Here is a 14,170-nt window from a genome sequence, read left to right as displayed (position 1 = left end):
AGGACCATCGGCGCCCGGCCGCCGGCCGCGGGCGCTCGGGCACCCCATCCGCCCCGCCGCCCCGGCCACGCCACACTCCCCCCGTGCCCGCGAACCACGCATACGGCCCCGCGACCCGCGGGGTCGTCCTCGCCGGGGGGCGCTCGCGACGGATGGGCGTGCCGAAGGCCGGGGTGCTCCTCGACGGGCGGCCGCTCCTCGTGCACGTCGTCGCCGCGATCCGCGCGGCCGGGCTCGCCGCCGCGGTCGTGGCCAAGGCGGGTTCGGTGCTCCCGGCCCCCGAGGGCCTGGCGCGGTGGGACGAGCCCGACGTCCCCACCCACCCGCTGACCGGGATCGCCGCGGCGCTCCGGCGCGAGGGCCGTCCGCTCGTGGTCCTCCCCGTCGACCTCCCCTGGGTCCCGGCCGGGCTCCTGGCGCTGCTGGCCGACCGTCCCGAGCCACTCGTCGTCGTCGAGGGTGCGGGCCGGCTCCACCCGCTGCTCGGCCGGTTCTCGCCCGAGCACGCGGACGCGCTGGAGGACGCCGCCTCCACGAATGCACCGGTGATGACGACGGTCCGGTCCCTCGGCGCGGCGACGGTCGGCGACGACGTCCTCCGGCGATGGGGCGACCCCGCCCGGCTCGTCCGGAACGTCAACCGCCCCGAGGACCTCTGACGTTGCCCCGCCGGCGTGCCCTCGCCGGCCGCGTCCCCTCCGGGGTGGCCACCCGACCGGCCACCCCGACTCGACCGATGTCGGATTCCCGGCCAGTCGCCGTCCGGTCGGCTCGGTGCCGGCCGCTCCGCCGGACGGCGGATCCCCTGCCCCGGCGCAGGATCCGTTGCAGGCCGGCCCGGAACCGGCCGACATCCCGCGACGGACGCCCGCGTGGGCCGACCGGGGTGATTCGTCGCCGACGCCCCCATCCCTGCCGGACGGGGTGCTAGCTTTTCGATCGCCGAGTCCCCGGGGATCTTCTCCGGGGAGCGGGGGACCCACGTTGTTGGGGCTCATCCACGTCCTCGTGGAGGCGCGACTCTTTCTGCGTCAGCCCGTCAGCTAACCCCGTAGGCCGACGAGAGAGTCAGTTCCCATGCGTTCATCCACGGCGCGCCGCGCCGCCCTGATCGGCCTGCTGTCCATGGCCGTCGCCGCCCCCGCGGCGCAGGCCGACGACCCATCCGGCGCGACGGCTGCCGGCGGCGGCACCCCGGTCGCGACGGCGACGCCCGCCACACCCGTTGCGCCCGTCGAGCAGTCCGCCCCGACGACGGCAGCGGTGTCGGAGACGAAGACCGTGAAGCTGACGCGGGCGCAGACCAAGAGCGTCCAGCGCAAGGCGCACGTCAAGCCCGACGGCGCGCTCGGGGCGAGGACCCGGACGGCGATCAAGCGGTACCAGTCGAAGAAGCGCCTGCAGCCGACCGGCCGGCCGAACCTGCAGACGCTGAAGGCCATGAAGCTCGCGTTCGCCGCGCGGATCGAGCAGCAGCTCGCCGCGAAGGCGGCCACCGCCGCACCGAAGGCCAGCACCGTCGCCGGCTACGTCTTCCCGATCCAGGGCCCCTGGCACTGGGGTGGCGCCGGCACCGGCTTCGGCGATCGCGGCGGCGCGCACGAGGGCGTCGACCTGATGTCCGCGTGCGGCACCCCGCTCGTCGCCGCCTCGGCCGGCAAGGTCAAGGAGAACAAGTTCCAGTCGGCCGCCGGCAACTACCTCGTGATCACCGACACCCCGTCGGGCGAGGACCAGATGTACGCGCACCTGAAGGTCCCCTCGACGCTGAAGGTCGGCACGACCGTCACGGCCGGACAGTCGATCGGCCTCGTCGGCGACACCGGCAACGCCGACGGCTGCCACCTCCACTTCGAGCTCTGGACGGCCCCGGGCTGGTACACCGGCGGCGCCCCGCGCGACGCGCACGACGACCTCGTCTCCTGGGGCGGCGTCCCCAGCAGCGCCCGCTGATCCCGCGCACCGGCGTCGGATCCGGACCGACGAGCACCACGACGGCGATCTCGGCCGTCGCGCACCGGCCGAGGCGTTCCGGGCCGCTGAACCGCCCTCCGTCGCGGCGCTAGCCTCCCGGCCGTGGGCCCATCAGGAGACCGCACGGCCGGTCCGCTCGCCGAGCGGACGCACGAGCTCGCGCTCCTCCGCGAGCGGGTGGCCGGTGCCGCCGCCGGCCTGGGCGCGGTCGTCCGCGTCGAGGGTCCGGCGGGGCGCGGCAAGTCCGCGCTCCTGCGCGCCGTCCGCGACGGCGTCGACGACTCCGTCCGCTGCCTGACCGCCGTCGGCGGCGAGCTCGAGCGCGACTTCCCGTTCGGGGTCGTCCGGCAGCTGCTCGAACCGGTCCTCCACGCCGCGGACGACGACGAGCGCGCGCGGCTGCTCGCCGGCGCGTCCGGTGCCGCCGCCCCGCTGTTCGGGATCGGGACGCCCGTCGCGCAGGGTGCCGACGACGCGCCGTTCGCGATCCTCCACGGCCTTTATTGGCTCGTCGCGACGCTGACCGAGGACCGTCCGCTGGTCCTCGTCGTCGACGACCTGCACTGGGCGGACCCCGCGTCGCTGCGGTTCGTGTCGTTCCTCGCGCGACGCACCGCCGACCTCCCGCTGTTCCTGCTCGTGGGCACCCGTCCGGCCGAGCCCGGCTCGGACCGCGAGCTCCTCGACGCGATCGCGGACGCCCCGGAGGTCGAGACGCTCCGTCCCGCCGAGCTCTCCGCGGACGGGGTCGCGGCCGTCGTCGCGGGACGCGGCCTCGCGGCCGACGCCGGCGCGCTCCGCGCCGCGCACCGGACGACCGCCGGCAACCCCCTGCTGCTCCACGAGCTGCTGCGCGAGCTCGGGACGACACCCCTCGACGAGGCGGGGGTGCTGCGCGCCGTCCCGCCGTCGGTCATCCGGTCGGTCCAGCGGCGCGTGCAGCGCCTCGACGCCGACGAGCGCGAGGTCGCCCGGGCCCTCGCGGTGCTGGGCGAGCGGCGCCCCGTCGGCGCCCTCGCGTCGATCACCGGACGGTCCGCGGCGACCGTGCTGCGCGCCCTCGACGTGCTCGCCCGGGTGGAGCTCGTCGAGGACGACCCACCGCGCTTCGTCCACCCGCTCGTGCGTACCGCGCTCCTGCGGGGCCTGCCCGCGGGCCAGCTCGCGGAGCTCCACCTGCAGTGCGCCGTCGCGCTGCGCTCCCGCGACGACGCCGACGACGAGGACGTGGCGCTGCACCTGCTCGGCTGCCCGGCCGTCGGCGAGCCGTGGGCGGCCGACGCGCTCCGGGCCAGCGCCCGCCGTGCGGCGACCGACGGCGACCCCGACGCCGCGGTCCGCCGGCTGGTGCGGGCCGCCGAGGAGCCGGCCGAAGGCCCGGAGCGCGCCGCCCTGCTGCTCGACCTCGGGATCGCCCAGATCCGCACGCACGCCCCCGACGCCGAGGCCACCCTGACCCGCGCGACCGTCGCGGCCGACGACGCGGTCGCCGTCGCCGCGCTGGAGGCCCGCTCGTCCCTCCGCGTCCGCCTCGACGCCGCCGCGATCGACGCCGCCGCGGACGACCTGCAGTCGGCGCTCGATCGACTCGGCCCGGACGGCGACCCCGTGACGGTGCAGCGCCTCCGCGGACGGCTGCTCGGCGCGATGAGCCTGACCGGGCGGCTGAGCGACCAGCGGCGCGAGCTGCTGGCGCGGTGGACCGCCGAACCGGACCCGGGCCTGGCGTTGCGGCAGGTCGACGCGTTCGAGCGCGCCGCCCGTGGCGCTCCCGCGAGCGAGGTCCGGGGCCTCGTAGAAGGTCTGCGGGGCGCGCTCGGCCGGCTGGCGACGATCGAGACGCAGGTGCTGTGGGGCGTCTTCGCCGCGGTGTTCTGCGACCTCACGGACCTGGCGACCGACCAGCTCGCGGAGGCCCGGGCGACGGCGCGTCGCGCGGGGTCCCCGTACGCGATGAGCCTGCTGGCGCACATGGAGGTGCCGCTGCTCCTGCGCTCGGGGTCCGTCCTGCGCGCCGAGGCCCTGGCCCGCGACACCCTCGACGCGGCCGTCCGCGGCGGCTTCGCCCAGCCCCGGGCGCAGATGACGGCCGAGATCGCCGAGGCGCTCGTGCTGCAGGGCCGGCTCGACGAGGCCGACGCCCTGATCGCCGGCCTGCCGGAGGACGCCTGGGAGGGCCGGACGAACGTGGCGTGGCTCTCGGGCACCCGGGGACGGCTGCGACTCGCCCAGCGCCGCCCGGCCGACGCCGTCCTCGACCTCCGCCGCGTCGACGAGCTGCGCGTCGAGGAGGGCTGGGCGCTGTGGCCGCGCCTGCACGACGGTGCGTCGCTGGCGCTCGCGCTCGCCCGCGCGGGCGAGCAGGACGAGGCGCTGGCACGCGCCGCCGCGGAGGCAGCGCTGGCCCGCCGGCGCGAGGTGCCGTCGCACGAGGCCGAGGCCCTGCTCGCGCGCGCCGCCGCGGAGCCCGCGGCCGACCGCGCGGCGACGACCGAGGAGGCCGTGGCCGCCGCGCGCCGTGGCCCGTCGCCGACGATCCTCGCCGGAGCGCTCTTCGACCACGGCCGGGAGCTGCGCCTGGCGCGGTCCCCGAGCCGCGCCCGCGAGCCGCTGCGGGAGGCCCTCGACGTCGCGACCCGGTGCGGCGCCGCGCTGATCGCCGGACGGGCCGAGGACGAGTTGCTGGCCGCCGGGGCCCGGCCGCGTCGGACGGCGCTCAGCGGGCTCGCGTCGCTGACCCCGGCCGAGCGCCGGACGGGCGAGCTCGCCGCCGAGGGCCTCACGAACCGCGAGGTCGCCGAGACGCTGTTCGTCACCCGCAAGACCGTCGAGGTCCACCTCGGCCGGGTCTACGCGAAGCTCGGGATCGGCTCCCGCACGCAGCTCGCGGACGCGCTGTCCGCGGAGTGACCACGGGGCCGTCCGCCGAACGGCCGAACTCCTCCCGCAGCGATGTTGCGGGGATGTAGCCTGGGGCCCGCGCCGGACCGGCTCCCGGCCCGGCGCGTCGTCTTCTCCCCGGTCCCGGAGCGCCTCCGCGATGACCCCGCCCCCTGCCGCCGCGTCGCCGTTCCGCCCACCCGCCGGGATCACCGCCCTCGGCCCCGAGGTCGCAGACCGCGTGCTCGAGCTCGTCGTCGCCGCCGAGCGCCGGCAGGACGCCGAGGTCGAGGCCGCGCTGCAGGACGGCCTGCGGTCGATCCCGCGCCCCCTCCGCGGCGTCGCCCGGAAGGTGCTCGTCGGATGAGCACGCCGCTGGAGCGCCGCGGCGAGGTCCTGCGGCTCGCGCGCGTCCTGGGGGTCGACCCGTCCGAGCTCGACGTGCTCGACGGCGCGGGCACCGCGGAGCTCCGCGAGCTCCGGCACGCCGTCGCCGACCGGCTCCTGGACCGCAGCCGCGAGCAGTTCTCGCGCGCCGTCCAGCTCGGCGACCTCGTCCCCGGGCCGATCGCCGCGAAGCTCTCGCAGCACGTCATGGGCCCGGTGCTCGGCGGGCGCGCCGCCGCGCTGCTGACGCCACAGAAGGCCGCGGACCTCGCGAAGCGGCTGCCGCCGGACTTCCTCGCCGACGTCGCCTGCCACGTCGACATCCGCAAGGTCCAGCCGCTGCTGGCCGGCATCGACCGCAGGACGATGGCCGACGCCGGCGCGCACCTGCGCCGGCGCGAGGAGTGGGTGGTCCTCGGCGCGTTCGTGGGCTACGTGCCCGACGACGTGGTGGCCGACCTGCTCGACGGCTTCGACGGCGAGGCCCTGCTGCGCTCCGGCGTCGTGATCGAGGACGCCTCACGGATCGACGCCGTCGTCGGGATGCTGTCGGAGGCCCGGCTCGACGGGCTGCTGCAGGCCGCCGACGAGCACGGGCTCTGGGGCGACATCGTCTCCCTGAACGTCCACCTCGGCGACGACCAGCTCCGGCGCGTCACCGACGCGGTCCAGCGGATGTCCGGGGCGCGCATCGAGGCGCTCGCCGCGCTCCTGGGCGGCGACGACGAGCTGCGGTCCGCCGCGGCTCCGATCGTCGAGCGCCTGACGCCCGTGTTCCTCGCCGACGTGGCCGCGCGCGTCGACCTGCAGGCCGTCGGGCCGCTGCTCGACGGGATCCCGCATGCGACCCTGGCCGAGGCCGGCGCCGAGCTCGAGCGCCGCGAGCAGTGGGAGCTCCTCGGCCGGCTGATGGTGGCGCTGGACGACGACGTCCTGCGGACCCTCGTCCCGGCCTTCGGCGACGACACGCTGCTGCGGGCCGGCGCGACGATCGGGGACCGCGCCCGGCTCGAGGGGCTGCTCGCGCTGCTGCCGGAGGAGCGCCGGACGGCGGAGCTCCGCGGCCTCGCCGAGGCCTGAGCGGCCGGGCCGGTGCCCGGGTTCGGCCGACGTTCCCCACCCGGGACCTACCCGCCAGTAGCGTGCGGTCGTGCCCCGCTCGACCCGGACCCGACCAGCGCTCCGCGCCACGGCCCTCCTCGGAGGGCTGCTGCTCGCGGTCCTCTGCGCCCTGCTGACGGTCCCGGCACCGTCGGACGCCGCGTCCCCCGGCTGGCTCTGCCGCCCCGGACAGGCCCCGGACCCCTGCCGGGAGCCGCTCGACACGACCGTGGTCGCCCCCGACGGCAGCACGACCGTCGTCCCCGGGAAGCCCGACGACGGCGCCCCGGTCGACTGCTTCTACGTCTACCCGACGGTCTCCAACCAGCTCGGGCCGTCGGCCTCCGGCGAGGCCGACCCGGAAGTCCAGGGCATCGCGCGCTTCCAGGCGCAGCGGTTCTCGGAGCAGTGCCGCGTCTTCGCGCCGCTCTACCGTCAGGGCACCGTCCCCGGGATCTTCCTCGGCGGGTTCACCGACGCCACCCGGGAGCTCGCGTACGGCGACGTGCTCGCCGCCTGGAAGGCCTACCTGCGCGACGACAACCACGGCCGCGGCGTCGTCCTGATCGGCCACTCGCAGGGCACCGGCATCCTGCGCCGCCTGATCCGCGAGCAGATCGACGGGGACCCGGCGATGCGCGCGAGGCTCGTCTCCGCGGTGCTGCTCGGCGGCAACGTCCTCGTGAAGCGGGGACAGGACCGCGGCGGCGACTTCGCGAACACGCCGCTCTGCCGGCGGGACGACCAGACCGGCTGCGTGATCGCGTACTCGACCTTCGACGAGGACCCGCCGACCGACACCCGGTTCGGTCGCCCGCCGACCACCACCGACCGTCTGACGGGCCTGCCGCCGCGGTCGGACGTCGAGGTCGCGTGCACGAATCCGGCGTCGCTCGCGGAGAACCGCCGGTCGACCTTCGAGACGCTGATCCCGACCGCGCCGTTCCCCGCCGGCCTCATCGGTGCCGGGGCGATCGCGACGTTCGGCGGCCTGCCGCCGCAGCCCGGCACGCCGTGGGTGCGCACGGCCGACCGCTACGCGGGCCGGTGCGCGACCGCGAACGGCGCGCGCGTCCTGAAGATCGACACGGCGACCGGCAGCCGCGACCTGCTCGCGTTCCCGGACCCCGGCTGGGGCCTCCACCTCGTCGACGCGAACATCGCGCTCGGCGACCTCCAGCGGCTCGTCGCGCGGCAGACGGCGGCCTACCTGCGGCCGCCCGCGGCGGGACGCCCTGCGGGGCGTCCCCGCGTCGCGCTCCGGACGGGCTCCCGCACCGGCCGCGACGCTCGCGGGCGCCGGTGCGCGGCCGGACCGGTCGTGGTCCGGATCGCCGGCGCGGACCGGCGGCTCGTCGCGCGGGCCGACGTCCGCGTCGACCGCCGCGTCGTCGACCGCCGGCGCCGGTCGCCCTTCACCGCCCGGATCGCGGCGAGCCGCCTGCGCGCCGGCCGGACGCACCGGATCGATGCGCTCGTGACGCTCGCGGACGGTCGGACGCGCCGGGTGGCGGCGACCGTCCGCACCTGCCCGCGGTGACGGGACCACGCGGCGGACCCGGGGGCCGCGACGCAGCCGCCGGGCCGTCCGCGACGGCGTCCGGTGCGCGCCGCCGCGCCACGACGACCGCGTACGGCGGCCCGCCCCACCCCGACGATGGGAGGAGATCCTCGTCTGGTGGCACGCGGTCTCGTCCCCTGGGGAGCTAGGGTCCCGGGAATGACGTCGCTCATCACCCGCGAAGAGGCCCTGGAGCTCGGGCGTCTTCGCGACCAGAAGGACATCCTGGCGCTGGTCGATCGGGCCTGGGAGGCCCGCCAGGACCATTTCGGTGATTCGACGGACATGTGTTCCCTCGTCAACGCGAAGTCGGGCGGCTGCGCCGAGGACTGCGGCTTCTGCGCCCAGTCGACGTACGCGGAGGCCGAGACGCCGATGCACGCGATGATGGAGCCCGAGCAGATGCTCGAGCACGCGAAGGCGGCCGAGGCCGGCGGCGCGCACCGCTTCTGCATGGTCACGCAGGGCCAGGGCCTGTCGCCCCGGGACTTCGAGAAGCTGCTCGAGGGCGCCCGGCTCGTCACGGAGCACACGAACCTCAAGCGCTGCGCGTCGGTCGGCCACATCAACGCCAAGCGCGCGAAGCAGCTGAAGGACGCGGGCATCAACCGCGTCCACCACAACGTCGAGACCGCCCGCTCGTACTACCCCGAGGTCTCCACGCTCGTCCGGTACGAGAGCCGCGTGCGCACCGTCGAGGCGGTCCGCGAGGCCGGCCTCGAGACCTGCGTCGGCGGGATCCTGAACCTCGGCGAGTCCGAGGAGCAGCGCGTCGAGATGGCGTTCGAGCTCGCCGAGATCGATCCCACGTCGGTGCCGATCAACCTCCTGAACCCGCGTCCGGGCACGAAGTTCGGCGACCGCGAGCACATGGATCCGTGGGAGGCGATCAAGTGGGTCGCGATCTTCCGCCTGATCCTGCCCAAGGCGCTGCTGCGGCTCTGCGGCGGCCGCTCCGAGAACCTCAAGGAGTGGCAGCACCTGGCGGTCAAGGCCGGGCTCAACGGCGTGATGATGGGCAACTTCCTCACGACGCTGAACACCGACCCACCGAAGGACCGCAAGATGTTCGGCGAGCTCGGGCTGAACATCGCCCGGCAGGACGACAACGGGAAGAACCCGCGCCCGGACAACCGCTCCGGGTTCCTCGACGGCGAGACGCCGAACGTCATCGAGTCGTACCTCGACACGACCGAGGACGCCGAGGCCGCGGGCATCACGATCCGCAAGTGGGATCCCTCGACGCAGCTGCGGTACACGAAGAAGAAGACGATCCCGCCGCGTCCCGACGGCGCCCAGAACCGCTGGCCGGAGCACGAGGTCGAGCCGACCCCGTCCGCCCCGGGCCTCGCGGTCTGAGCCCCGCAGACCCCCGACCGCCGCGCAGCCGCGCGGCGGCGGGTGGGAGCATCGACGGGATGCCCGTCCCCGCCCACCGTCCGGCCGACGGCGACCCGCTGCTGCGCGCGCGGCTCGACGCCCTGCGGGACGAGGGGCTGCTCCGCTCGCTGCGGACCGTCGAGGGCCCGGTCGGCCCGCGAATCCGGGTGGACGGGCGCGACCTGCTGCACCTCTGCGGCAACGACTACCTCGCCCTGGCGGGCCACCCGGCCGTGCGCGAGGGCGCGGCCGCGGCCGCGCTCGCGCATGGCGGGGGCTCCGGGTCCTCGCGGCTCGTCGCCGGCACGCTGACGATCCACCGCGAGCTCGAGGACCGCCTCGCGACCCTCAAGGGCACCGGCGCGGCGCTGCTGTTCGGCGCCGGCTTCCTCGGGAACCTCGGCGTGATCACGGCGCTCGCGGAGAAGGGCGGCGTCGTCCTCTCCGACGCCCTGAACCACGCCTCGATCGTCGACGGCGTGCGGCTGTCCGGCGCCGAGCGCGTGATCTACCGCCACGGCGACGCCGAGCACGTCGACCGCGAGCTGCGCGCCCGCCCCGGCCGGCCGGCGCTCGTCGTCACCGACGGCGTGTTCTCGATGGACGGCGACGTCGCCCCGCTCGCCGAGCTCGTCGACGTCTGCCGCCGCCACGGGGCGCGGCTGGTCGTCGACGAGGCCCACGCCACCGGCTGCCTCGGCCCGCGCGGCGCCGGGTCGGTCGCCGCCGCCGGCCTGGAGGGCGAGGTCGACGCGGTCGTCGGCACGCTCGGCAAGGCCCTCGGCTCCTCCGGGGCGTACGTCGCCGCGCACCCCGACGTGATCGCGTGGCTCGTCAACCGCGCGCGGACCGTGATCTTCTCGACCGCCCCCGCGCCGGCCACCGCCGGCGCCGCGCTCGCCGCGCTCGACGTGCTGGCCGCCGAGCCGGAGCGCACCGACCGGCTCCGGTCCCGCGCCGCGCTGGCCCGCGAGACGCTCCGGGGAGCGGGGGTCGACCTCTCCGTCCCCGGCATCGACCCGTCCGCGGTCGACCCGGGATCACCGATCGTGCCGGTCGTCGTCGGCGAGGCCGCGGCGACGATGGCCGCCACCGCCGAACTCCTGGACGCCGGGATCCTGCTCCAGGGCATCCGGCCCCCGACGGTCCCCGCCGGCACGTGCCGGCTGCGCCTGACCGTGCAGGCCGACCACGACGAGGACGAGCTGCGCGACGCGTGCCTGCAGGTCGCCGCGGCCGTCCGTCACGCGGTGGCCGCGTGAGCCCGGCGCTCCACGGCGTCCTCGTCACCGCGACGGACACCGACGTCGGCAAGTCGGTCCTCGCCGCCGCGATCTGCGCGCGCCTGCGGGCCGACGGCGTCGACGTCGTCGCGCACAAGTCGGCGGTCACGGGGCTCGACGACCCCGCGCCGCCACACGGCCGCGACCACGAGCTGCTCGCCCGCTGCACCGGTCAGGACCCCGAGGAGATCGCGCCACGCCGCTACGGCCCCGCGGTGTCGCCCCACCTGGCCGCGGAGCTCGCCGGCGACCAGCTGCGGCTGCCCGACCTCGTCGCCGCCGTCCGCGCCGCGGGCACCGCCCCCGACGGCGCTCTGCGGACGATCGTCGTCGAGGGCATCGGCGGCCTGCTCGTCCCGTTCGACCGGCGGGGCACCGACGTGCGGGCGCTCGCGGTGGAGCTCGGCCTGCCCCTCGTCGTCGCGGCGCGTCCGGGCCTCGGGACGATCAACCACGTGCTGCTGACGCTCGAGGCCGCGCGCGCCGTGGGCCTGGAGGTCCGGGGCGTCGTCCTGACCCCGTGGGACGACGGGGACCCGCTCGCCGACGACAACCGGCGGACGCTCGCGGAGTCCTCCGGCGTGCCGGTCGACGTCCTGCCCCGCACCGCCATGGATCCGGCGTCCCTGGCCCGGGCGACCGACGGGTTGCCGGTGCAGGCGTGGGTGGCGTCGGCCGTGGCCCGCTGAACGCCGACGGCCGACCGCGCCGACTGCGCAGAAAGCATCTCGGCGGCCGCGCTCACGATGATGAACAACCCCGGCGATCCCGCGCCCGTCGGCGAGTACGTGGGCCTCCGCGGGTGGCTGCGGCTGCGGCGCAGGCAGCGGCAGGACCGGGGCCGCTGAGCGGGGGGTCGTCGCGGCCGGTGCCGGCGCCGTCGGGGTGCAACGCCGCGGCTCGAGGCTCTCGGCGGCGGTCGCTTCTGCGTTCTCATCGCTCTGCGACGCGAACGCAGCATCGAGATGGCGCCGTCGGCCGGGGTGTCGGGTCGGTGGTGCCACGTGGTGGTTCCCAGGGACCTCGCCGCCCACCACTTGGCGCGCTCCCGCTCGTGTGCGACGCTGTCCACATGAGCGCCACGACGGGACACCAGGACGTGATCACGACGTTCCAGGCCGGCACCGACGACCCGCCGGTGATGGACCCCGCCCCGATCGACCCGGCGACGATCCTCGACGGCGCGCCCGTCGCCCGCGCCCGGACCCAGGCCGGCACCGCCGACGGCCGGCTGAGCACCACGGTCTGGGACTGCACGGCGGGCCGCTTCACGTGGTTCTTCGGCTGCGACGAGATCGTCCACATCGTCGAGGGCTCGGTCGTGGTCACCGACGAGCAGGGCCGCAGCCGCACCCTGGGGGTCGGCGACGTCGCGCTGTTCGAGAAGGACACGACCACGACGTGGGACGTCGCCGAGTACGTCCGCAAGGTCGCGATCCACCGGGTCACCGTCGACGCGCTCCCGGTGCGCGCCCTGCGGAAGGTCCGCGGGCTGGTCGCCGCGCGCCGCGGCTGAGCCGATCGGCCCCCGCGCCCACGGCCGCCCGCTCCGCGCCGCACCCTGCCGCGCGACGCATCGTCCCGCGACGCGCCGGCCCCGCAGGAGGCGTTGCACGGGGACCGCCACCCGCATCATCCGTCCGTTCTCCTGCCACTCCGAAGTGGACGGGACGATCCTCGGGAGAGGGCGATGGACGCACTGGCCACACGACACGCGGAGGGGTTCCACGGGCACGACCACCGGGTCGAGTTCTACGAGACCGATGCCTTCCTGACCCGGACGGTCGTCGAGTTCGCCACCCCCGCCCTGTCCACGGGAGACGCGGTCGTGCTCGTCGCGACCGCCGAGCACCGCGCCGGATTCACCGAGGCCCTCTCCGTCGCCGGGGTCGACGTCGCCGCGGCCATCGCCGAGGACCGGCTGATCGTGCTCGACGCCGACGCGACGCTCCGGGCGTTCATGGTCGGCCGCGCACCCGACCGGCGCCGGTTCAGGCGGACGATGGGCGCGGTGCTGGACCGCGCCGCCGCGGGCGGCCGACGCGTCCGCGTCTACGGCGAGATGGTCGCGCTGCTCTGGGAGCGCCACCAGGTCGAGGCGACGATCGCGCTCGAGGACCTCTGGAACGACCTCGGCGCGGCTCGGGACTTCCTGCTGCTGTGCGCCTACCCGCTGCGGGCGTTCGGCGAGGCGCAGCAGGCCGGGTTCCGCCACATCTGCGGCCAGCACGGCACCGTCATCCCGGCCGAGGACTACACGCTGGCGTCGGGCGAGGACGAGCGACGCCGCGTCGTCGCGGCGCTGCAGCAGGAGGCCGCGGCGCTGCGGGTCGGGCTGGAGCGGATGCGTCGCGCGGAGGAGAGCCTCACGCTGCTCGCCTTCGTCGACGAGCTGACGGGCCTGCCCAACCGCCGGGCCTTCGACCGACGCCTGCAGGACGAGTGGGCGTCCGCGGTGCGCGACGGCGTCGACTCGGTCGTCATCGTCGCGGACCTCGACGGCTTCAAGCGCATCAACGACCGGCGCGGGCACGCCGCCGGCGACCGCGCGCTCCGGGACTTCGGCGCCGCGCTGCGGTCGGCCACGCGCGGGACCGACCACGTCGCCCGGCTCGGCGGCGACGAGTTCGGGATCGTCCTCAGTCGCTGCGCTCCGGAGATCGCGACGACGTTCGACGTCCGGCTGCGCGCGGCGATGGCCGGCGCGCTCGGTGCCGAGGCCCACCGCATCGGCGTGTCCCTCGGCCACGCGTCGCTCCTGGGCGCGCCGTCGGCCCCCGCGGCGCTCGAGCGCGCCGACCTGGCGATGCTCGCCCGCAAGCACGCCGCCGTCCTGCGCTGAGGTCTCCGACCCGGCGGGGCCGGCCCCGCCGCCAGGGTGCTGGTCCCCGGGCGGGATCCGTCTCACGGCTGCAGCCGCGGGTCGTGGGTGGGGTCGGCGTAGCGCGCCGGGCAGCCCTCGCGGGCGGCGTCCGGGCGCAGCTCGTAGTGCCACGGCTCGTTGTCGTAGATCCGGCACAGCCCGTACGCCGCGCCGCGCTCGGAGAGCCACGCGGCACCGGCCCACCCGAGGTCGACCGCGTCGCCGGAGACGTGCGCGGAGCGGTCGGCGGTCGCGACCCAGCGCGCCGCCTCCGCCGCCGAGCCGTAGCGCGCCACGGCCTCCCGGCGCAGGCGCTCCTGGTAGGCGGGCGACCGCCGGCCGCTGTCGACGACGAGCGCGACCCCGTCCCGCCGGGCGACCGTCCCCGCCCGCCGCAGGGCGCCGAGGAGGGCCGGGTCGAGGTCGGCGACGCCGGGGACGTCGTCGGCGAAGACGGTCGTGCCGGCGGGGATGCGGCCGTCGGCCTCGCCGAGCTCCCCGCGACCGAGCGCGGCCGCGGCCCGCTCCCGGACCGCCGCGAGCGGGCCGGACGACGAGGATGACAGCGCCCCGAGCCCGACGACGACGAGGACCAGCACGGCGAGGAGGACGGCGACCCGGCCGCGGCGGACCGGGGTGCGGCGGACGGTCGTCCGGGCCGGGGCGATCGAGCTCATGGCGGCCAGTCAACGCCGCGGGACGTTGCCCGGCCGTATGCGATTCCCGATACACCCGCGATAC

12 protein-coding genes and 1 riboswitch are annotated in these 14,170 nt (G+C 76.5%); of the genes, 11 read left to right on the top strand and 1 reads right to left on the bottom strand.

Annotated features, from left to right (window positions below; genetic code table 11):
• The first annotated feature begins 83 nt into the window (after nt 1-83).
• The 11 genes from mobA (at nt 84) to PATMI_RS34255 (ending at nt 13,408) form a co-directional block, all read left to right on the top strand.
• Nucleotides 84-659, top strand: a complete 576-nt coding sequence (mobA, locus tag PATMI_RS34270) for a molybdenum cofactor guanylyltransferase (RefSeq protein WP_051471278.1) — start codon at nt 84-86, stop codon at nt 657-659.
• Nucleotides 660-930: 271 nt separating this feature from the next.
• A riboswitch (cyclic di-AMP (ydaO/yuaA leader) is annotated at nt 931-1,073 on the top strand.
• Nucleotides 1,074-1,077: 4 nt separating this feature from the next.
• Nucleotides 1,078-1,953 carry a M23 family metallopeptidase gene (locus PATMI_RS34265; protein ID WP_051471277.1) on the top strand — a complete coding sequence of 292 codons (876 nt, stop codon included), beginning with the start codon at nt 1,078-1,080 and terminating at the stop codon, nt 1,951-1,953.
• A 123-nt stretch (nt 1,954-2,076) separates the two neighbouring features.
• Nucleotides 2,077-4,884, top strand: a complete 2,808-nt coding sequence (locus PATMI_RS0109580) for an ATP-binding protein (RefSeq protein ID WP_026910730.1) — start codon at nt 2,077-2,079, stop codon at nt 4,882-4,884.
• Nucleotides 4,885-5,014: 130 nt separating this feature from the next.
• A complete protein-coding gene (locus tag PATMI_RS28830; protein ID WP_036725600.1) occupies nt 5,015-5,221 on the top strand; it encodes a hypothetical protein in 207 nt (68 codons plus the stop codon).
• Complete coding sequence (locus PATMI_RS34260; protein WP_051471276.1) at nt 5,218-6,321, top strand: hypothetical protein; 1,104 nt, start codon at nt 5,218-5,220, stop codon at nt 6,319-6,321. Before PATMI_RS28830 ends, PATMI_RS34260 begins: the two co-directional genes overlap by 4 nt.
• A gap of 70 nt (nt 6,322-6,391) precedes the next feature.
• The gene (locus PATMI_RS28820; RefSeq protein ID WP_051471275.1) at nt 6,392-7,882 is read left to right on the top strand and encodes a DUF3089 domain-containing protein; all 1,491 of its coding nucleotides are present in this window, start codon (nt 6,392-6,394) and stop codon (nt 7,880-7,882) included.
• 180 nt (nt 7,883-8,062) lie between these two features.
• Nucleotides 8,063-9,262: a biotin synthase BioB gene (bioB, locus tag PATMI_RS0109560; protein WP_026910729.1), complete on the top strand. Its 1,200-nt coding sequence runs from the start codon at nt 8,063-8,065 to the stop codon at nt 9,260-9,262.
• Nucleotides 9,263-9,321: 59 nt separating this feature from the next.
• Nucleotides 9,322-10,545, top strand: a complete 1,224-nt coding sequence (locus PATMI_RS0109555; protein WP_084269823.1) for an aminotransferase class I/II-fold pyridoxal phosphate-dependent enzyme — start codon at nt 9,322-9,324, stop codon at nt 10,543-10,545.
• Nucleotides 10,542-11,255 (top strand): dethiobiotin synthase, encoded by a 714-nt coding sequence (gene bioD, locus PATMI_RS28815; RefSeq protein WP_051471274.1) that lies wholly within the window; start codon nt 10,542-10,544, stop codon nt 11,253-11,255. Before PATMI_RS0109555 ends, bioD begins: the two co-directional genes overlap by 4 nt.
• 383 nt (nt 11,256-11,638) lie before the next feature.
• Nucleotides 11,639-12,082, top strand: coding sequence for a cupin domain-containing protein (locus tag PATMI_RS0109540; protein ID WP_051471273.1), 444 nt, complete (start codon nt 11,639-11,641; stop codon nt 12,080-12,082).
• Between the two features lie 174 nt (nt 12,083-12,256).
• Entirely contained in the window at nt 12,257-13,408 is a 1,152-nt protein-coding gene (locus tag PATMI_RS34255) for a diguanylate cyclase domain-containing protein (protein WP_051471272.1), read from the top strand.
• Nucleotides 13,409-13,470: 62 nt separating this feature from the next.
• Here the strand turns inward: PATMI_RS34255 and PATMI_RS0109530 are convergent, their stop codons facing one another.
• Nucleotides 13,471-14,106, bottom strand: coding sequence for a M15 family metallopeptidase (locus PATMI_RS0109530; RefSeq protein ID WP_026910726.1), 636 nt, complete (start codon nt 14,104-14,106; stop codon nt 13,471-13,473).
• Between the last annotated feature and the right edge of the window lie 64 nt (nt 14,107-14,170).

It is taken from the genome of Patulibacter minatonensis DSM 18081 (assembly GCF_000519325.1).
Taxonomy (GTDB): domain Bacteria; phylum Actinomycetota; class Thermoleophilia; order Solirubrobacterales; family Solirubrobacteraceae; genus Patulibacter; species Patulibacter minatonensis.
Note: the sequence above shows the minus strand (reverse complement) of the source record. Positions and strands in the feature narration are given on the sequence as shown.